Annotated in this window: 22 protein-coding genes, 1 tRNA gene and 2 pseudogenes; 8 read left to right on the top strand and 17 right to left on the bottom strand. The window is 65.2% G+C overall.

Annotation, left to right across the window (positions count from 1 at the left end):
- Window positions 1-107 precede the first annotated feature (107 nt).
- From HNQ95_RS18995 to HNQ95_RS18955, 9 genes and pseudogenes are all read right to left on the bottom strand, one after another.
- Entirely contained in the window at window positions 108-695 is a 588-nt protein-coding gene (locus HNQ95_RS18995; protein ID WP_182575004.1) for a hypothetical protein, read from the bottom strand.
- Between the two features lie 462 nt (window positions 696-1,157).
- The gene (locus HNQ95_RS18990; protein WP_182575003.1) at window positions 1,158-1,496 is read right to left on the bottom strand and encodes a hypothetical protein; all 339 of its coding nucleotides are present in this window, start codon (window positions 1,494-1,496) and stop codon (window positions 1,158-1,160) included.
- Window positions 1,493-2,377, bottom strand: coding sequence for a DUF7007 domain-containing protein (locus tag HNQ95_RS18985; RefSeq protein ID WP_182575002.1), 885 nt, complete (start codon window positions 2,375-2,377; stop codon window positions 1,493-1,495). Before HNQ95_RS18985 ends, HNQ95_RS18990 begins: the two co-directional genes overlap by 4 nt.
- On the bottom strand, window positions 2,374-2,850 hold the full coding sequence (locus HNQ95_RS18980) for a UCP036055 family protein (RefSeq protein WP_182575001.1): 477 nt from the start codon (window positions 2,848-2,850) through the stop codon (window positions 2,374-2,376). Before HNQ95_RS18980 ends, HNQ95_RS18985 begins: the two co-directional genes overlap by 4 nt.
- Before the next feature lie 91 nt (window positions 2,851-2,941).
- On the bottom strand, window positions 2,942-3,244 hold the full coding sequence (locus tag HNQ95_RS18975) for a hypothetical protein (RefSeq protein WP_182575000.1): 303 nt from the start codon (window positions 3,242-3,244) through the stop codon (window positions 2,942-2,944).
- Between the two features lie 310 nt (window positions 3,245-3,554).
- A pseudogene (locus HNQ95_RS18970) lies at window positions 3,555-4,934 on the bottom strand (helicase-related protein); the annotation flags it as partial.
- A gap of 2 nt (window positions 4,935-4,936) precedes the next feature.
- Window positions 4,937-5,518, bottom strand: a pseudogene (locus HNQ95_RS18965) (DUF1419 domain-containing protein); the annotation flags it as partial.
- A 143-nt stretch (window positions 5,519-5,661) separates the two neighbouring features.
- On the bottom strand, window positions 5,662-6,615 hold the full coding sequence (locus tag HNQ95_RS18960; RefSeq protein ID WP_182574997.1) for a DUF3991 and toprim domain-containing protein: 954 nt from the start codon (window positions 6,613-6,615) through the stop codon (window positions 5,662-5,664).
- 201 nt (window positions 6,616-6,816) lie between these two features.
- Window positions 6,817-7,089 (bottom strand): hypothetical protein, encoded by a 273-nt coding sequence (locus HNQ95_RS18955; protein ID WP_182574996.1) that lies wholly within the window; start codon window positions 7,087-7,089, stop codon window positions 6,817-6,819.
- Window positions 7,090-7,252: 163 nt separating this feature from the next.
- Here HNQ95_RS18955 and HNQ95_RS18950 point away from each other — a divergent pair, with 163 nt between their 5' ends.
- From HNQ95_RS18950 to HNQ95_RS18935, 4 genes are all read left to right on the top strand, one after another.
- Window positions 7,253-7,741 carry a DUF5990 family protein gene (locus HNQ95_RS18950; RefSeq protein WP_210283817.1) on the top strand — a complete coding sequence of 163 codons (489 nt, stop codon included), beginning with the start codon at window positions 7,253-7,255 and terminating at the stop codon, window positions 7,739-7,741.
- A 140-nt stretch (window positions 7,742-7,881) separates the two neighbouring features.
- Window positions 7,882-8,376: a Ros/MucR family transcriptional regulator gene (locus HNQ95_RS18945; RefSeq protein ID WP_182575031.1), complete on the top strand. Its 495-nt coding sequence runs from the start codon at window positions 7,882-7,884 to the stop codon at window positions 8,374-8,376.
- A gap of 131 nt (window positions 8,377-8,507) precedes the next feature.
- Window positions 8,508-9,101, top strand: coding sequence for an SOS response-associated peptidase (locus HNQ95_RS18940; RefSeq protein WP_182574995.1), 594 nt, complete (start codon window positions 8,508-8,510; stop codon window positions 9,099-9,101).
- Window positions 9,102-9,192: 91 nt separating this feature from the next.
- Window positions 9,193-9,945: a helix-turn-helix domain-containing protein gene (locus HNQ95_RS18935; protein ID WP_182574994.1), complete on the top strand. Its 753-nt coding sequence runs from the start codon at window positions 9,193-9,195 to the stop codon at window positions 9,943-9,945.
- Here HNQ95_RS18935 and HNQ95_RS18930 read toward each other — a convergent pair.
- From HNQ95_RS18930 to HNQ95_RS18905, 6 genes are all read right to left on the bottom strand, one after another.
- Entirely contained in the window at window positions 9,942-10,820 is an 879-nt protein-coding gene (locus tag HNQ95_RS18930) for a toll/interleukin-1 receptor domain-containing protein (RefSeq protein WP_182574993.1), read from the bottom strand. The genes HNQ95_RS18935 and HNQ95_RS18930 overlap by 4 nt on opposite strands.
- 23 nt (window positions 10,821-10,843) lie before the next feature.
- Window positions 10,844-11,404 carry an RloB domain-containing protein gene (locus HNQ95_RS18925; RefSeq protein ID WP_182574992.1) on the bottom strand — a complete coding sequence of 187 codons (561 nt, stop codon included), beginning with the start codon at window positions 11,402-11,404 and terminating at the stop codon, window positions 10,844-10,846.
- 2 nt (window positions 11,405-11,406) lie between these two features.
- Complete coding sequence (locus tag HNQ95_RS18920; RefSeq protein ID WP_182574991.1) at window positions 11,407-12,636, bottom strand: AAA family ATPase; 1,230 nt, start codon at window positions 12,634-12,636, stop codon at window positions 11,407-11,409.
- A gap of 76 nt (window positions 12,637-12,712) precedes the next feature.
- Window positions 12,713-15,979, bottom strand: coding sequence for an error-prone DNA polymerase (locus HNQ95_RS18915; protein ID WP_182574990.1), 3,267 nt, complete (start codon window positions 15,977-15,979; stop codon window positions 12,713-12,715).
- Window positions 15,976-17,496: a Y-family DNA polymerase gene (locus HNQ95_RS18910; RefSeq protein WP_182574989.1), complete on the bottom strand. Its 1,521-nt coding sequence runs from the start codon at window positions 17,494-17,496 to the stop codon at window positions 15,976-15,978. Before HNQ95_RS18910 ends, HNQ95_RS18915 begins: the two co-directional genes overlap by 4 nt.
- A complete protein-coding gene (locus HNQ95_RS18905; protein ID WP_182574988.1) occupies window positions 17,411-18,172 on the bottom strand; it encodes an ImuA family protein in 762 nt (253 codons plus the stop codon). The genes HNQ95_RS18910 and HNQ95_RS18905 overlap by 86 nt, the downstream gene beginning before the upstream one ends.
- 113 nt (window positions 18,173-18,285) lie before the next feature.
- Here HNQ95_RS18905 and HNQ95_RS18900 point away from each other — a divergent pair, with 113 nt between their 5' ends.
- The 3 genes from HNQ95_RS18900 to HNQ95_RS18890 all read left to right on the top strand — a co-directional run bounded on the left by HNQ95_RS18900 (window position 18,286) and on the right by HNQ95_RS18890 (window position 19,772).
- The gene (locus tag HNQ95_RS18900; RefSeq protein ID WP_182574987.1) at window positions 18,286-18,864 is read left to right on the top strand and encodes a hypothetical protein; all 579 of its coding nucleotides are present in this window, start codon (window positions 18,286-18,288) and stop codon (window positions 18,862-18,864) included.
- 304 nt (window positions 18,865-19,168) lie between these two features.
- Window positions 19,169-19,651, top strand: coding sequence for a helix-turn-helix domain-containing protein (locus tag HNQ95_RS18895; RefSeq protein ID WP_182574986.1), 483 nt, complete (start codon window positions 19,169-19,171; stop codon window positions 19,649-19,651).
- A gap of 7 nt (window positions 19,652-19,658) precedes the next feature.
- Window positions 19,659-19,772, top strand: a tRNA-OTHER gene (locus HNQ95_RS18890).
- Window positions 19,773-19,834: 62 nt separating this feature from the next.
- On the opposite strand, the gene HNQ95_RS18885 is transcribed toward HNQ95_RS18890, so the two are convergent.
- Together HNQ95_RS18885 and HNQ95_RS18880 are read right to left on the bottom strand one after the other, a co-directional pair.
- Window positions 19,835-20,566 carry a hypothetical protein gene (locus tag HNQ95_RS18885; protein ID WP_182574985.1) on the bottom strand — a complete coding sequence of 244 codons (732 nt, stop codon included), beginning with the start codon at window positions 20,564-20,566 and terminating at the stop codon, window positions 19,835-19,837.
- Between the two features lie 2 nt (window positions 20,567-20,568).
- A complete protein-coding gene (locus HNQ95_RS18880) occupies window positions 20,569-22,686 on the bottom strand; it encodes an HsdM family class I SAM-dependent methyltransferase (protein ID WP_246340880.1) in 2,118 nt (705 codons plus the stop codon).
- On the opposite strand from HNQ95_RS18880, the gene HNQ95_RS33725 reads away from it, so the two are divergent.
- Window positions 22,651-23,097, top strand: a complete 447-nt coding sequence (locus tag HNQ95_RS33725) for a hypothetical protein (RefSeq protein ID WP_246340879.1) — start codon at window positions 22,651-22,653, stop codon at window positions 23,095-23,097. The genes HNQ95_RS18880 and HNQ95_RS33725 overlap by 36 nt on opposite strands.
- Window positions 23,098-23,245: the final 148 nt, after the last annotated feature.

Here is a 23,245-nt window from a genome sequence, read left to right as displayed (position 1 = left end):
GCTTTTCCGACTCCACCGCTCAGAACCGGACGGGCAGGAATCCACCCCATTTCGGTCATGTCGGAATTCGGAGAGAAGGGCGGGGCTGAAGCCCCGCCCCCCGCGGCTCATCCGAGTGCCGCCATCTGGAGCTCGGCGGCCTTGCGGTCGACGGTCTGGCCGGGGTTCTCGACCGGCCGCTCGAAAGGCTTCCAGGCTTCGCCGACGACCTGCTGGTAGGCAGCGACGGTGCCCTCGGCGGCCATGCGCAGGGCGTGCGCCTGGAGGGCCATGTCGGCGGCGAATTCACGCTTGCGCTGTGCGGCGCTATCGAACCCGACCGGACCACCGACATCTTCGTCCCGGTCGTCGCAGGCCGACTTGGCGGTCGCATCGCGAGCTTCCGAGACGGCCCGGCTGTAGAACTGACCGGCACCGAAGGCGGAACCGACATAGGCCCCGACGATGCGCTGCAGGTGGATCTGCATGGCCCGTTCACCAAGGCCTTCGTCGAGCGCCGCGGCGGTGTCGACGATGAGCTTTTCGTGGAGGTCACGGATACCGTTGCTGTCGAGGACGGGCAGGCCAAAACTCTCGGAGATGAGGGAGCACTGTCCGGAGTCGGGGCAGGCGAGCCGAACCATGTGCAGCGTGGTGCCCTTGCGGAGCGGAACGACCCGGGCGCCGGGGCGTGAGTTGGCAGCTTTCTTGGTCATGGTGTGTCCTTTCTTTGGTTCCCGAAGCTCGAACCGGCTCCGTGCCGGCCCTCCCTCGGGCGCGGACCGAGAGAACCGGCGGAATGACGGGCGCTTCAGGGTCCGGGCGGACCGAGGCGAGCATGGAAGGTTTGCGGCCAAGCAGGGCTTCTTCAGCCCTCGCGTGGGACGCGGGCCTGCCATGTCGAGACCGGTTCGATCCGGCCGCCTCGCGGCGCGGAACGCGGCCTTGAAGCGAACGGCCGCCGGTTCAGGACCGCACAAAGCCCGTGGGAGGACCGGCACGGACCTCGATTTCGACATGGGAATCCTAGGACAGGCAGCCATGACCAACTGCCCGTTCACCCGCCTGACCGCGATGTGTCCCTGACGGGAGAACCGCCACGATGCTGGTCGCCCGATGCCCCACTCCGGCCAGCGCGCCATCGACCCCATCGGCCGCTTTCGAGACGATCTCAGACGTCACGAAACCTGCTCGCTGATGCCGGCATCATGGCCGTGCCGCTCGATGAAGGTGGTGATCGCCTGCTCCTGCCGCGCCAGCTTGCGCGACAGGGCGTCGATCTCCGGCTGCCGCTCCGCGGTCAGCGCGGCGAGCTGAGTGCGGTAGCGCTCGAGAAACGCGCCAGGATCGGGCGCCTTGCCCCGGCGGGAGTGCGTCCGGCGTGGCAACAGGCCGGGGATCAGCGCGGACATGCGCCTAGTGATCTGTCGGTCCACCATGTCCAACTGACGCTGCGTCTGCCGGCGCGCCTCCTCCATGCGGGTCAGTTGCCGACGAAACTCTGGCGCGAGGGTCATGGCGACCCCCTTCCCTGCCAGCCGATGAAACTGGACGGGCCGGCATAGACGGCATGGCGGTCGGGATCGATGACGAAACCGAACCGGCCAATATCGTATTCGTCGGCCGGCACCAGGAACCGACGCTCCTCTGTGCCCGGACCGCGCTTGCCGCCAAGCGACGCGACACACTCGACCAAGCCGGTCTGCTGCGCCGACGTGATCGCTGAAACGACGATCCAGTCGCTGGCATGCGCCGCGTCGAAGGCCCGCTTATCCTTGGTGCGGGATTCTCCTGGACCGAGGATAGTACCGAAGATTGCTTCCCACGCATCCGGCCAGGAGTCCTTTATGGTCCGCTCGGCGTGGCGACGCTCGAACGCGGTGAAGAGGTGCGGGAAGGTGAAGGCGACGATCGCCCAGCACTCGTCCTCTTCATACCATCCGTCCGTCGCGCGCAGCATGGAGTGGACCTTGCGGTTCCGATCGGCCGAAAGCTTGAAGCCGCCGTGGCCGGCGGTCGAATGCGCGGCGACGCCCTCGGCATAGACAATGCCGCCCTGCGAAGGCCCCCAGGGCGTGTGTGCGCCACCGCGAATGTCGCGGCGGCCGAGCCGGCGTCGCTCTTCAAAGTGCTGCGCCTGCTCCAGCACCTTTGACCGAAATGCGGTCTCGTCGGCGAGGTCACCACCATGACCATAGAAGTCGGAGCGGGTCCATTCCGTCATCGGCCGGCCGATGCGCCAGCTGGTGGCGAGAAAGTGGGTGCCGTCCCGTCCGGGCACCATGGCATAGGCGTGCTCGGCGACAAGCGCGACGAGGAGGCCGTCGGCACTCCAGCCGAACGAAGCCGCGGACAGGTCCGGGGCTTGTGACGGGGTCAAAGTCTGGGCCGGGCTCATGCGGCGGCCCTCCCCTCGACAGCGTCGGCAGCGGCCTCGTCGGGCGAAACCTCCTCGAGCACGGCATTGGGATAGCCGTGCTCGAAGAGCCATTGCTCCGCCGCAGCGCGGTGTGGCGCGAGATACACAAGCTCGGCATGGTCGCCGGCGCGGTCGAATACGCGAACCGATCCCACGGCCGGTCGCTCGACGATGGCGAAGCTCAGGCTGGAAGCGAGCGAGAAGGTCCGATGCACGCGGATGGCGATGACGCCGCCGGCGCCATAGTCGGCCTCATGCAGAGTGAAGCTCGCATGCGGGTCGATGACGCCGGCGCCAGGTACGCCCTGCTTGCGGATCAGACGCCCCTGACTGTTGTTGGTCGTCCAGGCGTCGAGCTTTCGGTGGTGCCGTTCCGGCGGCTGCGGTGTTCCGTCGGACCAGGCGACGATCGCGCCGATGGGTGCGTGCTCGAGGATCGTGTGTGCGGACATACTGTCCTCCATTTTGGTGAGGCTGAAAACGAAGCCGCCGCCGGGGGAGACCGGCGGCGGCAGAGGCGATCGAAAGAAGGAAGGCGGGAGGCTACTCGGCGGCGTCGCGGTAGCCCTCCTCGAACTCGTCGGCGGGATCGTCGTCGACTATCTGGTCTTCGCCACCGAGGTCCTCGCTCTCAGGTGTCTCATCCTCGTCGACTTCGATGACGGCGCTCTTCGCCAGCCATTCGGTCAGGCTGGTCGCATCGGGAGCGAACAGTGCGGCCGGGTGGACGAAGTGTCCCTCCTTGAAGTGCTCGACGAGCGCGGCGCGCGTGTCCTTCAGCCTGCGGGCTGGACTTGGAGCGGCGCGCCTTGTCGGGATTGTCCTTGAGCGAGCGCGGATCGACAAACTTCAGTTCCATGGGAATGCTCCTTGGAGGGGTATGGACGCGGCCTCGTCACCGGTCCTTTTCCGTCTTCTTTCCGAAGACCCCCTCCGGCCCGCGGAGCGGGCGGGCCGGTGCAATTGCGGCCGAGCATCCCTGCCCGGCTGGCCAAGCGGGGCTTCTTCAGCCCTGCGCAGGATGACGGGCCGGGATCGCGACGGGCGCGATTGAGCGCCAGCGTCGGCGGACCACCCGATCTGCGAGCAATTCATTTTGCTTTTTCATTCTCCCGCTTCCTTCTGGGACGCCCCTCGGCTCTGCTGGCAGAGGCCACTATGCCGCCTGCCCCTCAGGGGCACGAATGCCGTCGATATCCTGCGCCAGCGACTCTTCGATCTCGGAGAGGTGCCGGCGCTTGGCGGCCAGTTCGTCGGAAATGGCGAAGGCACCGCCTTCGCGCGAGCGATATGATGCAAGCCGCCGCTCGGCTTCTGCGAGCCGGTGGCGTGCACGCTCCTGTTCTTCGTCGAGGCTGGCCAGGACGTGCTCGAGTTTGGCGATCGCGCCGAGTGGCGTAGTGGTGACGGGCAGCTCGATTTCCGTCCTGGTTCCGGTGCGCACCAGCATGGTGGCATAGCGATAGCCATCCTGGCCGAAGCGCTCGCCGGAATATTCGAGATTGAATCCCCCTATGCCGGCGATGACGACGTCGCCCGACTGCTGCAGCTGCACCAGGGTGAGGATCTCGGTCATCAGGGCCCGGCCGGCGAGCTTGCGCTCGGTGAACACCGCCTCGCCGACCGTCACTCGGAATGCCTCGCCCGTGGTGGGCACCAGGCGCGCGAGGTCCTGACCGATCTCGCCGATCCGGCGCGTCGAATATTCGATATCGCGCTCCGCATCCCGGACCTGCCGGCGGATGGCGAACTGGTCGTCCTGGTGCGCGGACCGCAGCCGTTCGAGGCGTGCGATGTCGGCTTCGAGCCCGGCCTTCTGCATCAGACGCGGATCACCCGAAGCGATCGCCTTGGCCATGGCGAACTGGTTGGCCTGTCCCTCACCGAGGTCTTCGAGCCGGCGCACCGACGTGTCGCCCGACAGCGCCGCCGCAATGAAGCGAGCCTTGCGCTCATTGTTCTGCCACATCTGGGCGTCCATCGAGCCTTCGGTGGCATAGGCGAAGATGTCGATAATGTCGTGCTGGTTGCCCTGCCGAAGAATGCGTCCTTCGCGCTGCTCGATCTGCGAGGGCAGCCACGGCACGTCGAGATGGTGAAGGGCCCTGAGCCGGAGCTGGGCATTGACGCCGGTGCCCATCGTGTCTGACGAGCCGATCAGGAAGCGGACCTTGCCTGCGCGGACGTCGCCGAAGAGGCGCTGCTTGGCCTCCGACTTCTTGAAATCCTGCATGAAGGCGATCTCGGACGCTGGCACACCGAGACGCACCAGCTCGTCGCGGATCCAGCGATAAGCCGAGAAGCCGCGCGTCTTCTCGACACTGATCGTGCCGAGGTCGGAGAAGATCATCTGCGCAGCGCCGGTCAGATCGAACAGCTGGCCGTCCGGGCGGACATAGGCGCTGCCGGCCGTCTCCTGCCAGATGCGAAGCGCATTGGCGACGAGATCATTGAGCTTGTTGTCCGGCTCATTGTCATTGTCGGGATCGACGAGGCGCAGGTCGATCGCCGCGTGCCGACCGTCGGTGATGTCGGAAGAGGAAGGTGCCTCAGATGCACCGGCAGCTTGGCCGCGATCTCCTCGTCGGTCAGGTCGTCCAGCAGCTTGAGCTCGGTGCGTCCCGCGCAATAGACCAGCACGGTGCGCTTGCCGCGATGCTCGGGTAGGAAGCGCTCACCGGCATAGCCACGATACTCATCGTGGGTGGTGCTCCAGACATGCTCGAGGCGCTCGACCCGCGTCATCGCCTTCACTGGCCAGGATTCGCGCGCGACAATGGCGTCGCGCATCTCGACCGGCGAGCGCGACTGAACCAGGTCGCAATAGGCGTGGAAGTAGCGCGTCCTGCCGTCGATGCGCAGCGTGTAGAACACGCTGGTGACGCTCTCGGTGAGGAATTCGCGCATCGCGAACATCTCGCCGCGTATCCAGAGCGGCGGCAGCAGGTCGAGCATGTAGTCGTGCTCGGCGCGGGCGATCTCGAACCACTCGCCGGCGAACAGCGCGCTGTCGTCGCTCTCCCAGCGATAGGGCCGCTGGGCGTGGCGGTCGAAGAGGCGGAACATCTGCCGGCGATCGGTAACGCCGAAATAGATCTTGCGGATGGAAGACTGGGTCATGGGGAGGCTCCTGGCCATTCTCGGGCCGGAGCGCGGTTCATCCCCTATGGATCACCATCTTCTTCGGCCCTTCCGGACCCCTCCCCCGCGGCCGCCTCTCCGTCCGGGCGGGTCAAGGGCCGGCGCGTGCGCCGGGCGAAGCTTCACCCTTGAGGCGACCGGCGGGCATGCGGCACTCGGTTTGCTTCCTCCTCCTCTCCTTCCTCCGTTCTCATTTTCAGATCGGCGTTCCAGTCATCCGCCACAGGACGCAACCGCTCGGCGCGGCAGCCTGACTCGGCCGCGATCGCCAGGAGCCGGTCGGCATAGATGTCGCCTTGCTTGTTATTGTCGGTGGCGGCCACGAGCTGGACGTCGGTTCGCGCCACGAGCGCGCCGATCGCCGCCTCGGTCGCCGGCGACCAGCCGCCGCCGGTGCTGAGATAGAGCGTGTCGGCGCGCAGACCTTCGAGTGCGGCGAGGCTCATCGCGTCGATCGCCGCCTCCGTGACGCAGAGGCGCAGCGCATCGGGCCGGCCGAGCCGGAACAGCACCTTGGTGCCGCCGTTGGCGAAGCCACGCCAGGCTGGGCCGCGTTCCTCCCACCCGGTAACGGCGCCATCTTCATCGAGATGCGCCGCCCACATCGAGCCATGCGGGCCTTCGCGCAGAACATTAGAGACGATGGCGGCCCGGACGACGCGGTCGGGAAGATGACGCCCCTCGCTGAGATAGCGCCAGGTCGCCGACCCGCGCCACGGCTTGCGACGGGCCTGCCAGCGTTCCGGGATCGACAGGTCCGGCTCGCGCTCGCGGGACTCGCGCTGCCAGACCGGCTCGGACGGCACGAAACCGACGAGGCCAGCGACATCGTTCATCGCGTCGACGAAGGGCACGCCCTCGAGATGCTCGACCAAGCGGAATACATCGCCCTTGCCATCAGAGAGCGGATCGAACCAGCCCTTGCCCTCATGAATGACGATGATGATCTGTGCGTCACGGCGATATTTGATCGCCTTGCGGGTGCTCTCCTTGAGGTCGAGCGCGAACCCGGCACGCTCCAGTACGGCGGCGCAGGGGACCTTGTCCTTCAGCTCTTCCAGCTCGGCTTTTTCCATTCTTCCTCGCGCGCCCTGACGCGCTCCCTTCTATTCGATTCCCGCCCCACACAGTCAGGGCAGGACCCGAAGGCCGCGAAGAGCAAGGCCGGCAAGGGCGCGGCCGGCAACCCGTCGTTTGTGCCGGGTTTCGCATCAAGGCAGGCCGCGGCGAGAGCTTCCCTTGCCGGGCGCAGCGCGCAAGCGGCAGGGCGAGCCCCGTCAGGTTCCCCGGCGCTCCTCCTCCGCGACCACGGCGCGCACGACATCGATGTCCATTCCGGCAAGCGGCGCGATCCGGGCGATCTCGGCGGCCACCTTGGCCCAATGATAGAACGCAGCTCTATCGTTACGAACCCGGGCGCGAGCGGCGCGTCGTTGCGCTTCGTAGTAGGCGTTGTGCGCGTCGGCGGTGACGAGGGCGCGGGCGCCAGCCTGCCAGCGCCGGCGGATGGCCCGCCTTCCCTCTAGCCATGTCCCGATCGCCGCAAGCATGATCGTTCCCCTCGCTCGCCGGTTGCCCCACCTTCCGCGTCAGGGATGGACGCCCGCCAGGGCGAAGACCCGCTTGCGGGGGCTTCGGCTGTGCCGACAGCCCGGCTCCGCCAGGAGGACGCCCAACTTCGGCAATACCTCAAGCTGACACGGGCAGCATAGTATGGATCTCGACGTCCGAATGGTATGTGAGCGTCTCGATCGGGAAGTGGAAACTCGCGTGGCACGAACAGATCAGAGCGTCGTCAATCTGCGGATCGTCATCGAACAGCCGGTCGTTGGCGTGCTGCATAGCCTTCAGGCAAAGGACGGCACACCGCTCGATCCGAAGCGCTCGCGCGAAGGCGAGGCCCTTTCGTTCGATTTCCAGATTCGCGTGGGTGCTGGCCCCAAGTTCTTCGGCGATCAGGTGCGCCCCGAAGGCCCCGTGCGAAGATTTGTCTATATTCGCATCGGCCAATTGGCAGGTGAACCCTCCTCGCCCTGGTCCCGCCGGATGAAGATCGACATTCACGACATCGGACAGGACCTCCTGGATCGCGCGGCCAATGAGGGAGCCGTCATTGAGACAACCGTCATCGGCACCGACAAGGATGGGACGCCCGCCTGCGCTACGGTGCGGCCAACGGCACGGCGCATCGTCAAGCAGTGAGGCCGCGGGCCGTAAAGTGAGAACAAGGCACCACTCTTCGTGCCGAGGCTTTGACTTTCCGGATGATCTCGTTTCTGTTTTCGGACGTGCCAGGAGGCAGAGCGTAGCAGTCGATGTCGACAATGAACGAGGAAAGCCCGATGCCCGAGGCTGACAACCCCGATCTCACCACGCTGACCGTGCAATTGCTGAGCGCCTATGTCTCGAACAACGCGGTGCCGAGCGATGCGCTCGCCGATCTGATCCGCACGACCAAAGCCGCTCTGGCGGAGAGCGAAAAGACAGCGGAGGCGCCAGCAGTGCCGGCGCCGGTTCCGGCGGTGACGGTGAAGGCGAGCCTCGCCTCGAGGGATCACATCGTTAGCCTGATCGATGGCAAGCCGTACAAGACGCTGAAGCGACACCTGTTCGGGCATGGCCTGACACCCGAGGAGTACCGGGCACGCTACAACCTGCCCTCTGATTACCCCATGGTCGCCCCTGGCTATTCGGAGCAGCGCAGCCGCGTGGCCAAGGAACTCGGGCTCGGCCGAAAGAAGGGGGACAGCGTCAACGCTCCGGCCCGGCGCGGCAGTGCGGCGAAGAGCGCGACGGCACCGAAACGCGCATCGTCCCGCAAGGCCCCGGCGGCCTAGCCGGCGAAGCAGTCCTGAGGACGATGGTGAGCGTGCTTCGAGGCCGGGCGCCGGTGACCGGTCAAGCCTGGCAACCTGAAGAGGGAGTGCGCCGCTCGAATTGATCGGCCTTTCGTGGCACGATGCTGGGCATGTGCAACGCCTATGAACAACATGTCCGCTGGGTCGAATACACCCGGATGATGCAGGATCTCGAGCTCGGTATCCCGACCCAGCAGACTGAGCTCGACCTGCCGCAGTCGGACATGGTGCGGATCAACGACATGGCGCCGGTGATGCGGGCCGCCGGCAATGGCGTCGAGCTGGCGCAGATGAACTTTAGCTTCGCTCCCGGTCGACCGAAGGGCGGGCCGGTGTTCAATTTCCGGTCGGAAGGCCGGGATTTCTCAAACAGTGGGCGGTGCCTGATCCCGGCGTCGGGATTCTTCGAGTTCACGGGCACCAAATATCCCAAGACCAAGCACCGCTTCACGCTCACCGGCGCGCCGTTCCTCGCGATCGCGGGGCTCTGGCGGGAGCCAGAGGGCGATCAGCCGGTGAGCTTCACCATGCTGACGACATCGCCGGGTCCGGATATCGCGCCCTATCATGACCGGCAGGTCGTCGTGCTGAGACCGAATGACTGGGCCGCCTGGCTCTATCTGACGAAGCCGCAGGCCGAGCTGCTGCGCCCATTGCCCGAAGGCTCGCTCGACGTCGAGATGGTGCGCGAGGGCAAGCAATGAGCCAGCATCGGGTCCTCGGTGAAGGGCGTTTCGGTCTCTTTTGTTTGGCAAGCTTGAGGCATGTTCGTCGGCACGAAAGGAGACTTCTTCCATGAATGCCCAGGAACTTCTCGACAAGATCAAGCAACTGCCCAACAAGCCGGTCGATGTGCCGACGGCGCCGCCGGTCGAACTCGTCGCCATGGTGGTGCGCTGGGGCCGGCATCTCAAGCAGTGGAAGGCGACGACGCTCGCCGACTTTGCGTGCGTCTCGCTGTCCACGGTCGAGCGTGTCGAACGCGGCGACAAGGTGAGCGACGAGGCGCTCGATCGCATTGCGCAGGCGCTCGGCTATGAGCGGGGTGCTTTCACAACCCCGCGCCTGCCGATAGGGCCGGAGATGGCCGCCGAACAGATGATTGAAACCTATGGCCATCTCGAACCGGTGGCCGTGGCGCCGATGAAGACGCACAAGGCGATCCGCGACGCGGCCAAGTGCCAAGCCTATCTCATCCATCGGCCGGAGGTGCCCGACACTTATGATGCCGACATCGCCAATCTCGGCGAATGGCTGGATCTCGGATCTTTCATCCTCTCCGACATGATTGAGGACTCCACGCCGTCCGAGCGTGGCCGGCGCGACCTCTACAACGATGTTCTGGCCTGCGTGGCCGAACTCGAGCGCCGGGGCCTGACGGTGCTGTCGGGGGTGATGGCCGCGCCGCAGCCCGGACTGCCGGACTGGAAGGTCGCGATCGTCTCGGTGACGCCCCGGCTCACCGATCCCGGCGCACCCAAGCGGCGTCACGTGCTGGTGGACCGGCGGTGCGTTGCGTTGCCCGCGACCGTAATGGCAGCAGCCTAGGGGATGAGCGCGGCGCGCTCGGCGATGAACTGTGCGATCTCAGCCGGGTTGAAGCGCCGCGCATCGACATAGCCGTCGGTGCGAAACACACCATCGACGGCTCCCTCATCGACGCGCACGAACATGACACGCTGATCTTCCCGCGCCATGATGATCTCGCGGATGGCCCGAAACTCGACGCCGCACCAGTCCTTGCGTTGATAGTCCTCGCCGAGAAACACAACGATCAGCTTGGATCGGTTGCGATAGATGTCCTGTAGCAGGGTGTCGAGGGAAGGACGCGCAAGCTGGGAGACATAGTTGTTGTCGTAGAAATAGGCATGCGGGCCGATGCGGGCTTCGAGCTCGCGGGCGACCTGCTCGACCAGACCGCGCGCTTCACCGGGAAACGAAAGCCCTACCTCGAAATTATGGCGGGTGATGTCGACCGCCCGCCCGGCCTGTCTTGTCCATGACGGCAGAACTATGCCCCGGGCGGTATGCAGTTCCTTGGGGAGGTTGACATCCTTGACCGCCCAATGCGTGCGGTTCATCTCCCAATTGCCGATGTCGAGCTCGAAGCTGAGGGCGTCGAAATCATCTGCGACCAGGAAGGGATCGACCGGGATGAACTCGTATTCGATCCGCACCTGACCACGGCGCACCGTAACCTCGCGGATGATCCCGAATTTTGGATCCTGCTTGCGACCGGCCTCGTAGGCAAAGATCGACGGCAACCGGGTCAGTTCTTTGAGCGCCGCCTCGTCGAGCGCGCCGTATTTCTGGGCAATCGCCTCATCGGTGTACTCGTGGTGGCGGACGCAGCGGCTCAGGTCGAGGACGCATGGATCGCCCTGCCACTCGTCTTCCCATCCCGATACGAAGAGGTTGTACATGCGTGTGCTTTCTGGATGAGGGATCAGGGCAGAAGCCCGATATCGTGAAGGAAGGCGGCAAGCGCGGGTTCGACATTGGCGGCCCGACGGACGTCGGCAAGTCCGATGCGACGCGCCAGGAGGATCTTGGTCATGGGCTTGGCGTATTGCGGCCAGGCGCCATTGAGGGCGTTAGCCGAGGCGGGCGTCGAGGGCGGGCGGTGCTGGGCAAAGCCGTTAAGGTGACGCAGCAGCAGGGCCTCGTGGCACGGCTCCTGCCAGATGATGCGGATGTCGAGCTGATTGGCGAGCTGCTCCGCCTGCTGGCGTCGCTGATTGTCGTTCTGGACCTGATCGAGGTCGAGGAGAACGGCGCGCCGTGCGAATTCAGAGCGGCGCTGCCGGCGCCGGGCGATCTCCTGGGCGGCACGCCGGAGGCGTGCGATGGGGTCGCCAGCGCCGGGACTGAGGTTCACCACCTCGAGGTGGACCGGACGGCCCTCGGCCTGCAGAAGATCGTTGAGCAACTGGCCATAGGCCTGTTCGGATTCTCCCTCGCAGCCCAGAAAGATCGGCGTTTTCGGTTTGATGATCGGCCGGCGCATCCTCATCCAACCTGGGGGATCGCGCCGTACACGCCGCCGAGATATTTCTTGTAGAGATTGTCGGTGCGGCGAACGGCGCCAACGTCCATCAGGCTGTAGACGTGTGACCGGCCGCCGCTGTCTTTCTCGCAGAACACCACCTCTTCCTTGGCGAGGTCGTCGAGCAAGGACGCAGAATGACAGGTCATCCAGAGCTGGGCGTCGTAAGGATTGCGCTCGGGGTCGTAGAACCAGCGGACGATCTCGGGCAGGATCAGCGGGTGGATCGACTGGTCGAGCTCGTCGATGAGCGCCACGCCACCGCGCTGCAGGGCCAGCAGGATCAGCGGGAAAATGCGGATGAAGGAGCGCGTGCCGTGGCTCTCGAGGCCCCACGGCATATCGACATGCAGGCCCTGGTGGCGGAATAGCGCGACCGGGCCGGTGGCAGCCTGAACGATCTGCATCTCTTCGACGCCCAGGTCGATGCGCTGCAGCTCGCGGTTGAGCGCTGCCACGACCGGCGGGTTCTGAGCCAGATACTGGATTACCGCCTGGTCGCCCAGATCGGTGCGGTCGATGAGGATGTTGCGATAGACTGAAGCCGCCGCCTGGAGGATCACCTTCGAAGCCTGGTGCTCGAAAAGCGCGAGCGTCGCGACGACGCTGGCATCCTCGCGGATCTTGTCGACCACCTGGGCAAAACCGCTAAGAGGAAAGGTCCGCGACCCCTGGACCTTCCGCTCGGCGTCGCGTTCGAACACGCGCTGCCATTTCCCCTGTCCCTTGCGCTTCATACGCAGAGCTTCGTAGGTGACGGTTCTAATCAAGCCGTCGGTGGGCTGCAGGTGCAATTCGTAGCGGAAGGTGCCGAGATCGTCGGAGGCCGCGATCTGCTCGGCACTGAGCTCTGCGCCGCTGAGGTCGAGTAATCCGCCCAGTTCGATGGCGAGCCGGATCGGGCGGTTGGCGGATTCCTCGTCGTTGAAACGCTCGCAGGGAAGACCCGGGCCCTTGTGCTGGAAGCTCTCGCCGATGAACCAGGAGACGAAGGCCAGGGCGCGCAACACGGTGGACTTGCCTGACCCGTTGGGTCCGAACAGGGCGATCGCCTTGGCGACGCGCTCCTCCGAGTGCGGGAAGATACTGCCGAACCGCTCGGGCAGATCAGGCACGTTCTTGCCGATGCGCAGGTCGAGGACCTGCGGGTCGCGGATCGAATAAAAGTTCTCGATTTCCAGACGGTACAGCATGGCACTAATATGCACATGCCTGCTGGCATTTTCAACCTTTTCCTGTCGATTATTCGCTTTCCGGTGTTGTTCATGCCTAACGAAAGTCCCTCGTCTTCACCCGGATCGGATCGACCTTGAGGGTCGGATCGACCAGGTCGCGTGGGCGGAATCCTTTCGGCAGGTTGCGCGGATCGATCCCCGGTCCGCCATGATGCGCCTCGTCCCCGCGGCCATGCGGCAGCGGAAACGCCGTGTCACGATTGCCCACGCTGGCGAGCTCGGCCGAGAGATCGGTGACGGTGTTGGCGACGAGGTGAACGACGTCGCCCTCCCGCTGGATGCGCCCGCGCACGGCGAGCATCGAGGCCGACAGCATGGTGCGACGGAATTTCTCGAACACCTTGACCCACACGACGATATTGGCGGCGCCGGTCTCGTCCTCCATCGTCACAAACATGACGCCCTTGGCAGAGCCGGGCCGCTGTCGCACCAGAACCAGGCCCGCGGCCTCGAGCCAGCGGCCGTCGCGCGCCGCCATGGCCTCGGCGCAGGTGACTATGCGCCGCTTGCTGAGGCCGGCCCGCAGGAAGGCGACCGGATGCTCGCGCAGCGTGAGACCGACATGGCCATAGTCCTCGACCACTTCGCGGCCGGCCACCATGGGGCGCAACGTGACGGCCGGTTCGATCCGCTCGACAATGGTGCGCCGCTCGCGCTCGGACGCGGCGGCAAAGAGCGGCAGCGGGTCGTCGTGAAGACCTTTCAGCGACCAGAGCGCCTCGCGCCGCGCCAGGCCGAGCGAGGGACGGAAGGCGTCGGCCTCGGCGAGCTGCACCAGCGAGGCTGCCGGCACGCCGGCGCGATGCCAGACATCATCGACGGACGAGAAAGGCTGATCGCCTCGCGCCGCGATAGTGGCGGCCGCATCGTCGTTGGCCAAACCCTTCACCAGCCGCATGCCGAGACGCACGGCGAAACGGCCGTCCTCACCCACCGGCTCGAGCGTGCAATCCCAGCGACTCGCATTAATGCAGACGGGGCGGATCTCGACGCCGTGGCTGATCGCGTCGCGCACGATCTGGGCTGGCAGGTAAAAGCCCATGGGCTGCGAGTTGAGCAACGCGGCGCAGAACACGTCGGGATGATGGCATTTCATCCAGGATGACGCGTAGGCGATCAGCGCAAAGCTGGCAGCGTGCGACTCCGGAAAGCCATAGCTGCCAAAACCCTCAAGCTGCTTGAAGGTGTTGGCGGCGAAGTCCGGCGTATAGCCATTGGCGATCATGCCGCCGACCAGCTTGTCGCGGAATTTCGAGACCCCGCCAGTGTGTTTGAAAGTCGCCATGGCGCGGCGCAACTGGTCGGCCTCGCCGGCGGAAAAGCCGGCGCAGACCATGGCGACCTGCATCGCCTGCTCCTGGAACAGCGGTACACCCAGCGTCTTACCGAGCACCCGCTCGAGCTCGGGCGTCGGGAACTCGACCGGCTCCTTGCCCTCTCGTCGGCGAAGATAGGGATGCACCATATCGCCCTGGATCGGGCCGGGCCGCACGATCGCCACTTCGACGACCAGGTCGTAGAAGGTGCGCGGCTTGATGCGCGGCAGCATCGACATTTGCGCCCGGCTCTCGATCTGGAAGACGCCGACCGTGTCGGCCTTGCGGATCATCGCATAGGTCGCCGGATCCTCCGCCGGGATGGTGGCGAGGTCGAGCGACACGCCCTTGTGCTCCGCAAGCAGATCGAAGCTGCGCTTCATGCAAGTGAGCATCCCGAGGGCGAGGACGTCGACCTTCATGAATTTCAGGACATCGATATCGTCCTTGTCCCATTCGATCACCTGGCGGTCGACCATGCGGGCCGGCTCGATCGGGACCAGCTCGTCGAGCCGGTCGTGCGTCAGGACGAACCCGCCCGGATGCTGCGACAGATGCCGCGGCGTGCCTTCGAGCTGCCGCGCCAGCTCGAGCGTTAGCGTTAGGCGCCGGTCGGCGAGGTTGAGGTTGAGCTCACGGGCGCGTGTCTCGTCGATGCCCTCGCCGTGCCCCCAGACCTGTGAGGACAGCAGTTTGGTGACGTCCTCGGGCAGTCCGAGCGCCTTGCCGATGTCCCGCACGGCACCCTTGGTGTGATACCTCACGACGGTCGAACAGAGCGCGGCGTGATCGCGCCCATAGGTCTCGTACACCCACTGCATGACGATCTCGCGCCGTTCGTGCTCGAAATCGACATCGATGTCGGGCGGCTCCTTGCGCTCCTGGCTGACGAAGCGCTCGAACAGCAGATTGTTGCGGTCGGGATCGATGCTGGTGATGCCGAGCACGTAGCAGACCGCCGAGTTGGCTGCTGATCCCCGGCCCTGGCACAGGATGTCCTTCGACCGCGCGAAGGCCACGATGGCGTTCACGGTCAGGAAGTAGGGCGCATACTGTAAAGTCTCGATCAGGCCGAGCTCGTGCTTCAGCAGGCCGATGACCTTGTCCGGGACGCCTTCGGGATAGCGCCGGGCCGCGCCTTCCCAGGTGAGCTTTTCGAGCGCCTGCTGCGCGGTGAGGCCCGGCATGGTCTTCTCTTCGGGATATTGATAGGCGAGCTCTTCGAGTGAGAAGCGGCATTGCTCCGCAATCGCGACAGTCCGAGCCAGGGCTTCGGGATAGCGACTGAAAAGCCGATGCATTTCTTCGGGCGGCTTGAGGTGCCGATCGGCATGGCGCTCGCGGCGAAAGCCGGCATCGTCGATGGTGATGTTGTGCCGGATGCAGGTGACGACGTCCTGCAGCACCCGACGCTCGGGATGATGAAATAGAACATCGTTCGTCACCACGCTCGGCACCCGCATCTGCGTCGCCAGATTGGCGAGTTCGTGGATGCGCAGCTGGTCGTTGGGGCGCCGGCGCAGCGTGAGGGCGACGTAGGCGTTCGTCCCGAACACGTCGCGCAAGCGGCGCAACTGCATGGCGCAGGTGTCGTCTGCGGCGTCGGGCAGGAGGACCGCGATCAGCCCTTCGCCATAGGCGACGACATCTGCCCACTCGAGATGGCAGAGACCCTTGCCGCCGCGTGATTTGCCCAATGACAAAAGACGACACAGGCGGCCATAGGCCGCCCGGTCCTTGGGATAGACGAGCAGCGACATGCCGTCGGCGAAGTCGAGGCGGCAGCCGACGACGAGCCGGACGCCGGTCGTCTTCGCCGCCTCGTGGGCGCGCACGACGCCGGCGAGACTGTTGCGGTCGACCACGGCGAGCGCCTCGATGCCGAGCAGCGCGGCCTGCGCGAAGAGCTCGTCGCAGGAGCTTGCGCCCCGCAGAAACGAGAAATGCGAGGTCACCTGCAGCTCGGCATAGCGCGGCCGGCTCATGCGAAGATCCCGTGCAGGAACCATTTGTGCGAGCCGGTCGCCGGATCCTCGCCGTCGCCGGCGCGATAGATCCAGAATCGCTCGCCGCTTTCGTCCTCGACCCGGAAGTAATCCCGTACCGATGTCGTCTCGGCATGATGCAGCCACCATTCGCCGAAGATCCGTTCGGGACCGTCGGCGCGGGCGACGCGGCGCCGGATGCCGCGCCAGGTGAACCACACGGGCGGGTTGTCCGGCAGCAGCGCCATGGTGTCGATCGGCTCGGGTGGCGAGAGCAGGCGCGACGGCCGCGGCCATTCACCGGGCCAGCTCGCGCCATCTTCGGGCGCAGTCGGCGCTACCCGCTTGACCGAGCGCTCCGGCACGTCGCTTTCGACCGGCGCGAAGCGATAGAGCCGGCTCGCGCCCAGACGATTGGCGATGACGTCGATCAGATCGGAAATGTCCGGCTCTTCCGGCTCGACCAGCGACGAAATGGTCTGCCGGTCACGCAGCGGTTCCGCGAGCGTCGCGGTCAGCGTCATGAGCTCGATGCCGAAGCCGGGATCGACGGTCTCGATGCGATCGGTGAGGAGCCGGGTCAGCCGGCGCGACTCGCGCACCGGCGCCGCCGTGCCGACGCGGATCGCCTCGATACGATTGTCGACGCGATGAAACAGCAGATCGAGCCGGCGCGCGCCGAGCCCCTGCTGCTCGAGGGCCACACAGAGCTGGTCGACCAGCTTGCCCGTATAGCGCGCGATCGTCTCGGCGGCGCCGATCGGCTCGCCGAAGGCGCGGCGGACCTCGATCTGCTCCGGCGAGCGCAACGGCTCGAAGGGCTCGGCAGCGCGCGCCATGGCCTGGTCGAGCCGGCGCATGAGCTCCGGCCCGAAGCGATGCGTCAGCGGCGCCTTCGGCGTGTCCTCGACGTCGCCGATGCGCTCGAAGCCGAGAAAGTGAAGCCCGTCGACGATCGAGGTTGGCAAGCGCAGCGCGCCGATCGGCAGATCCCGCATGGCGGCCGCGGCCTGCCGGGGTGGGATGACGGAGACCGGCCGCGCCAGGAACCGCGCCGCGGCATGGGCGGTGCCCCAGGCATCGGCGACCGCCGCCCGGGCGGCAATGCCGGACGTCTCGATCCGGTCGACCAGGCTGGTGAGCATCGCCGCCTCGCCGCCATGCAGATGGTCGGCGCCGCTGGTGTCGATGATGAGCCCATCCGGCGGATCGGGCGCGACGATCGGCGCGTAGCGCAGTGCCCAAAGCGCGAGACGGTCGAGCGCGGCCGCGTCCTCGGCCGGATCGAGCTCGAGGCTGACGATGTCAGGAACGAGGACCTGCGCCTTGCTCGCCGGCATGCCGATCCTGAGGCCGGCGTTTCGCGCGGCGGCATCGAGGGCGAGGACCTCGCGTCGGCGACCCTGCCGGCCGAACAGGACAATCGGCGTGTCAGCCGGCGGCGCCGATGCTCCGAGCTTGCGGCGCAGACGATCGGTCGGCCAGGTCGGAAGATAGAGCGAGACGACCCTTGGCATCGCAAGATTCCACTTCAAAGTCGGCGCTTTCCCCAGCCCTGACGCGCAGCAGCTCGAGCCGCCAGCGGGGGCGGCCGACGCCGGGCACCGGCAGCGGTCGGGAGGAAAGCGCGGAGACGCGCCAGCGGCTCACCGCAGCGGTCGGTTGTCCAAAATCGGTTGCTTCGGTCTGGCGCCGCCAGCGGCGAATGGCGATTCCGAGCGTACCGGAGGCCTCTGCGGCAAGCTGCAGGCGGCGCGAGCTGGTCATCGGCAGGCGCGCCAGCTCGGCGACGACAGCACCCAGCCCACCATGCCGAAGACCTTCCTCGAAACAGGCGAGAACCGCCGCCTCGTCGCCGGCCTCGACATAGATCACCCGGCCGGGCGGCAGACCGGCCTGGGCGAGCGAGGGCGCAAAGAGATCCTGGCGCGTGACGCACCACAGCACCCGGCCGCGCGTTCGCGCGGCGACGCCGGCGGCCCAAAGGGCGGCCGCGGCGCCGTCGACCGCGCCATTGGCCCCGCCGGCGACCTCGTGCAAGGCGCCGAGGGCCAGCCCTCCTCCCGGCAGCACCCTGTCGATTTCGGAGACACCGAAGGGAAGGACCTCGCGCCGGCGCGTAGAGCCGCCTTCGAGGCGCGCGATGCGTTCCCGAAGTTCGGACAATGCAGGGCTGTTCGAGGACATGGCCATGCCCGTCGCGCTCGTCTCCGATTTTCGATATGTTCTATTTTTGTTCTCTCTGGCAAAAGAGTCAATCCGGGTCAGACTCCGGACGCTTTGGCCCCAAACCTGCCCGGATATCCATGACCGACGAATTGCCGACCTTCTCCACGACCGAACTTGCGCTTGGCGAACAGGTGGGGAAGGTCGCCGCGCCACTCATAAAGCAAGGCATGGCACTGGATAGCGCCTTGGCGGCGGCTTATCCGATCGCCGCGCAACAGCTCATCGACGCCGGTGAAGACAGCAAGGAAGTAGAGGCTGCGCTGGCTCGTCAACTCAGCTCGCGCGGCGTACTGCCCAAGCATGATACCTTCGCCGTCTCCGCCCCGCTCCACGCGGCCCTCATGGAGAGCTTCGAGCATTGGCTGAAGACCCTGCCGGAAGGCGCGGTGCGTCTCGATGAGGTCAAGGTCAAGGCGAATACCGGCTTCGAGATGGTCCTCTACCCCAACGAATCGCAGCACGCCGGCTTCCCGCACGTGAAGGTCCAGTTGCAGGATGGCGCGATCAACATCTCGATCGAGGATGAGCCGCGTGTGGTGGCGGGGAAGCGCAGCCTGCGCGGTGAGGCGGCGGCCCTCCGCGCGGTGAAGGATTACAAACAGAGCCTGCTCGACGAGTGGCACGCTACCCGGCCCGACGACCAGAAGCTCCCGTGAACCGCTAACACGGCACCGCCAACCCAGCCCTAATCCGCACTTGGGGGTGAACCCTCGGACAGGGGGTACTGTGTCCTATGGGTTTCCCTGTAGTCGGTCTGCCCATAAGTCCTGATTGCGATACGTCCTTCTTTGGGTGCCGCTACGGCCACCCGCACTCCCGTCATTGCATTCGGGGGCCGGCGAACCCACGTACGTCCCAGGGCGTATGAGCGTTCGCCCGGTCAACTGCTCCGAAGCCTTGATTTGCAGCGGGTTGGGGCAGATGTATGGCGTAGAAACGAACACATGGGGACGTCAGCCGATGGCCGACACGATAGCAAAGACGACCGACGAGCAGAAGGTCAAGATCAACGAAAAGAAGTGGAGCAAGCCGCTTTGGTCGGCGGGCTGGAGCGGCATTCCGAACATCATCATCGAGCGCCAGGAAGCGCTCGGCCTCGATCCGATCGACATGAACATCATCCTGCACCTGACGCAGTATTGGTGGCGCGCAGACAACCCGCCGTCGCCATCCGTGGGCACGATTGCCAAGGCGCTGAAGCTGGGCGTGCGCACCATCCAAAAGCACATCAAGCGTCTCGAGGACGCCAAACTGATCGAGCGCGTCGAGCGCCGCGACGGTCCCTACGGCAGCCAAACGAACCTCTACAAGCTAGACGGGCTGATCGCGGCAGCGACGCCCTACGCCGAGGAGAAGCTGATCGAAATCGCGGCGAAGAAGAAGATGCGTGAGGACCGCCTCGCCCGCAAGAAGCCCAAGCTCACGCTCGTCAAGAGCGAGTGAACGAGATCGCGACGTAGCTCAGCCGGATAGAGCCCCCGTTTTCGACAGATGGATGTGGTCTTGGCGGACCCATCTATTATGGGCGGGGAGGTCGCAGGTTCAAGTCCTGCCGTCGCACCCACCTTATGCGCGGGGTCAGTTAGGTGAATGAAGCACCATGCACCATCGTGAGGTCGCCCGGGCCTATTGCCGCTTCAAGCCAGCCATGTCGATCCACAGATGGTGAAGCTGGATGTCGGGCAGGTCGGTTCTATGGTGGACGGATTCGAGCGCCGCGAACCGGGTTGCCCCATCGTGCTTGAGAAGTCGAAGTTCGTCCTCGAGAGACCAGCCATCGACTGGTTCGGCGATCAATCCGTCGAGCCAGGCGCGCATCTGGCGATTCCAGAAGTTGACGTCACTGGACTGGATGTAGCCGATCATCGCCCCGATGGTATGCGCAGCGCCATGATGGCCGGCCTTGAAACGCTGAACGCCCCCGGTGGAGGACTGAGCGCTGTAGAGGTACTCGCGCTCGTCCCGGCTGGGGTCGGTGGGGATGGGAAGGCGTTTACACTCGATCGGGATTAGCGGCGAGTATTGCGTATATTCTCGCCCGTCGATCCAGATCGTCGCGGCGCTCGGTGCGGGCACCAGATCGAGTTTGCGGCCGCCGGCCTTCTCATCGGGTTCCTCGACACGGAATTGCAGAAAGTCCCAGCCTCCGGACTTTCTCGTGGCGCTGTTCATGTGGGCACAGAACCGCGACGTCAGTGACGTTTCCGCGGTCTCGGCGGGACGCTTGGGGTCGTCGCGCCACTTGGGAAGCTCGTCGGCAATGAACTCCAGCAGGGCCAGGCGCCATGCGGCCGGCAAGTGAAGATCGCGCTCGAGGCCGCCAGATTGAACATTTGGTTCGGCGTCGTCTGCGAGCACGCTCAGAACCCCTGGGCGCGCAGGTCGGCGAGGATGTCATCGGCATCCCGCAGGGCGATCGAGCGCAGCCAGTAACGCAACCGATCGGGCTTGAGCAGGAAGATGAACTTGCCGTCATAGATGCGGGCAATCCGTGTCACCGTGATGGTGGAGCCCCGCTGTTCGCGCAGGAGGCTATCCAGCTTCCCGCGCAGATCGTCGACGCCGGTCCAGTCGACCGCACCATCTCCGAATACAAAGGGCTGGCAGATGATGCCGGGCCACGACTGGGATGCAAGCGGGCGCAGGGGTGTCTTGGGGTAGACGGTGTTGATTTGCGAGGTGAGGCATTCGGAAAAGTCCGGCAGCCCCTGTCGACCGTCGAGCTTCATTATGTCGGAGTCGCTGCCGGTGCGCACGAAGTCGCGCCAATACCGGACGACGTCGTCGATCAGGATCTCCTCGTTCTTGCTCAGATCGAGTGAGCCATCTTCCGGATAGGGAAGCGCCATAATGTCGGCGCTCGCGATCGAGGTCGCCCGCTGGGTGAACAAGCGGATGCTTGTGCCGGCGACATAGGCTTGCAAGGCAGGCCTGTTGGAGGCGATCCAGTCGCGGAGTTGCCGCAACCGCTTGAGGTCCTTCTTGGGCGCGGCGAAGCCCACGATCTCGTGCTTGTAGGTGAGATAGCTCGCTTCCCACATCGCGTTGTAGAGGTCCTGGTGCTCTTTCACGAGCAGCATGGGCGGCGTGAAGCGCGCCTCCGATTTCGGGTCCTTGATGGGCGCCTTAGGGACCTTTGTGATTGCCGACCGATCGAGGCCGTTCGAAGCCAGCGCCTTGGTTGGAAGCAGCGCTTGGCCGACGATGTGGGTCGCCGGACGCGAGATCCCTTTCTGGCCGGCGATGTAGCCTTCGCCGCTGTTCCATTGCCGTTCGGCAGCGTACTCGCCCAGGGTACGGTACTTGCGCAGTCGGTGCAGGAAACTCAGCAGCCGATCGCCACCGAGCAGGTTGGCGCGCCAGGTGTCGCTGCTGCCCGTGATCGCGGCATGCGGCACACGGAAGAGGTCGTAGTAGTCGATCTCGAAACCCTGTTCGGCATTGGCGCGACCGTTTCGGCGGAAGACGGTGTGCAGCAGTTTCGCCGTTGGATTGCAGGGCCCGGCAATGGCGACAACGATCACCACCTTGGGGTCGGCTTCACCCTTCTTGAACAGGCCGCGAACGGAAACGAAGTCGAGGATCTCTCGGACGTTCCAGCGCATGAAGAAGGTCGTGCGGAAATCTCCGGCGTGCTGATTATAGAGAAAACCGGAGGGCTGAATCATGCTGAGCACGCCGCCTTCCGCCGTCATCCCCATGGCCTCGTGCAAAAACAGGTAGGCGATCTGCTGGTCGGCGAGCTTGCCGTACTGCTTCACGTAGGCGTCGTAGGCGCGTCTCGCCGCCGGCGTGGTGAGGCTGGATTCGAAGGGTGGGTTGCCAATCACCACGCCCACGGGCGCTTGCACCAGGCCCTGTTCCTTGGCCTCGAAGAAGCAGCGCTGGTGCAGCGAAGCATCGGCGAGTTTCGGGAAGAGCTTGACGCTCGCCCGAATTTCTTCGGGCTCGAGGGCGTCGCAAAGTGCCAGGCACAGGCTGAAGGCGGCGAGTTCGATCGCCCCATGTTCCAGATCGATGCCATGCACGCGTTCGAGCAGCGTACGCAGCTCGTCGATCCCCGGCTTCGCCCAGCCGTTTCGGCTGCGCCAATGCAAAACCAGGCGTTTATACGCCTCGACAAGAAACACGCCGGAGCCGCATGCGGGGTCGAGGATGATTTCCTGCCCGGCCATCAAGCGATCGATGCGGTCCCAGCTCAATGCCTCGTCGAGCATGAGGCGCACCAGCGTGGGCGGGGTGTAGACCGAGCTGTCCGTGTCGGAGACGAATAGCTGGTAGATTTGGCTGATGAGTTCGACGGGCAGGTCCTTGAAGGAGTAGAGCCGCCAGAAGCTAAGCTGACCGCCGGCATCCTCGTAACCTTCAACGAGGCTGGCGAAGCGGCCGAGTTGTCTGCTTGCTCTCAGCGTGACCGCTTCTTCATACTTCAAAACGAAGATATGGCCATTGAAGCGGTCTTCCAGAACCTTCAGCATCTCGACCAGAGCGTTGCCGTCGCGCAGCACTTCGAAGAAGCGGCCGGCACCGGCGACAAACCGTCCGAAGAAATCAGGCCCGAGGACACCGCGCTCTTCGAGATAGGCGATCAGCAGTGCGAGGATGAGCAGCCGGCGCCGCAACGGCGCGCTCAGCAATCTTTTGTTGGTGAGCTCATCATTGAGACCGCTGACGACCTGCACCAGTTTCCGGTGAGCGGCCTTCTGAGCCGAGAGCATGATGCGGCACGCGTCTGGATCGTCCCAAAGCGTGCCATTGCGAATGCGTTCGGCATTCCACCACGCCTCTTCGGTGGCGATGCGGGAAGCAATGTCGAGAAACTTGAACGGCCTGCAGACTTGCTCGCCGGCGGCCGAGATGAAATCGGGATCGTGCGCGCAGCGGAATAGCTGGATCTGGCCTGGCGTCCGACGGTAGACGATCGGAACGCCGCCCCAGCTCCATAGGCGTTTGTGCAGATCCGCGAAGGCCTCGTCGTCGGTGCCATCCTTTGAGACGAACACAAAGGCTTGTGGGACGGGTGCGCGGCCGTTGCGT

Origin of the sequence: Aminobacter ciceronei (assembly GCF_014138625.1) — a bacterium.
In the GTDB taxonomy this organism is placed as follows: Bacteria; Pseudomonadota; Alphaproteobacteria; order Rhizobiales; family Rhizobiaceae; genus Aminobacter; species Aminobacter ciceronei.
The sequence above is the reverse complement of the archived record's forward strand: the minus strand, read 5'-3'. Positions and strand labels throughout refer to the sequence as shown.

Bases quoted from the DNA above. Each gene is read 5' to 3' on its own strand.
- HNQ95_RS18985 (WP_182575002.1), bottom strand. From the start codon at position 2,377: ATGAGCCCGGCCCAGACTTTGACCCCGTCACAAGCCCCGGACCTGTCC.
- HNQ95_RS18995 (WP_182575004.1), bottom strand. From the start codon at position 695: ATGACCAAGAAAGCTGCCAACTCACGCCCCGGCGCCCGGGTCGTTCCG.
- HNQ95_RS18950 (WP_210283817.1), top strand. From the start codon at position 7,253: ATGGATCTCGACGTCCGAATGGTATGTGAGCGTCTCGATCGGGAAGTG.
- HNQ95_RS18900 (WP_182574987.1), top strand. From the start codon at position 18,286: ATGACCGACGAATTGCCGACCTTCTCCACGACCGAACTTGCGCTTGGC.
- HNQ95_RS18930 (WP_182574993.1), bottom strand. From the start codon at position 10,820: ATGTACAACCTCTTCGTATCGGGATGGGAAGACGAGTGGCAGGGCGAT.
- HNQ95_RS18905 (WP_182574988.1), bottom strand. From the start codon at position 18,172: ATGGCCATGTCCTCGAACAGCCCTGCATTGTCCGAACTTCGGGAACGC.
- HNQ95_RS18935 (WP_182574994.1), top strand. From the start codon at position 9,193: ATGAATGCCCAGGAACTTCTCGACAAGATCAAGCAACTGCCCAACAAG.
- HNQ95_RS18920 (WP_182574991.1), bottom strand. From the start codon at position 12,636: ATGCTGTACCGTCTGGAAATCGAGAACTTTTATTCGATCCGCGACCCG.
- HNQ95_RS18895 (WP_182574986.1), top strand. From the start codon at position 19,169: ATGGCCGACACGATAGCAAAGACGACCGACGAGCAGAAGGTCAAGATC.
- HNQ95_RS18915 (WP_182574990.1), bottom strand. From the start codon at position 15,979: ATGAGCCGGCCGCGCTATGCCGAGCTGCAGGTGACCTCGCATTTCTCG.
- HNQ95_RS18910 (WP_182574989.1), bottom strand. From the start codon at position 17,496: ATGCCAAGGGTCGTCTCGCTCTATCTTCCGACCTGGCCGACCGATCGT.
- HNQ95_RS18990 (WP_182575003.1), bottom strand. From the start codon at position 1,496: ATGACCCTCGCGCCAGAGTTTCGTCGGCAACTGACCCGCATGGAGGAG.
- HNQ95_RS18960 (WP_182574997.1), bottom strand. From the start codon at position 6,615: ATGGAAAAAGCCGAGCTGGAAGAGCTGAAGGACAAGGTCCCCTGCGCC.
- HNQ95_RS18980 (WP_182575001.1), bottom strand. From the start codon at position 2,850: ATGTCCGCACACACGATCCTCGAGCACGCACCCATCGGCGCGATCGTC.
- HNQ95_RS18925 (WP_182574992.1), bottom strand. From the start codon at position 11,404: ATGCGCCGGCCGATCATCAAACCGAAAACGCCGATCTTTCTGGGCTGC.
- HNQ95_RS18945 (WP_182575031.1), top strand. From the start codon at position 7,882: ATGCCCGAGGCTGACAACCCCGATCTCACCACGCTGACCGTGCAATTG.
- HNQ95_RS33725 (WP_246340879.1), top strand. From the start codon at position 22,651: ATGGCCATTGAAGCGGTCTTCCAGAACCTTCAGCATCTCGACCAGAGC.
- HNQ95_RS18940 (WP_182574995.1), top strand. From the start codon at position 8,508: ATGTGCAACGCCTATGAACAACATGTCCGCTGGGTCGAATACACCCGG.
- HNQ95_RS18880 (WP_246340880.1), bottom strand. From the start codon at position 22,686: ATGCTGAAGGTTCTGGAAGACCGCTTCAATGGCCATATCTTCGTTTTG.
- HNQ95_RS18955 (WP_182574996.1), bottom strand. From the start codon at position 7,089: ATGCTTGCGGCGATCGGGACATGGCTAGAGGGAAGGCGGGCCATCCGC.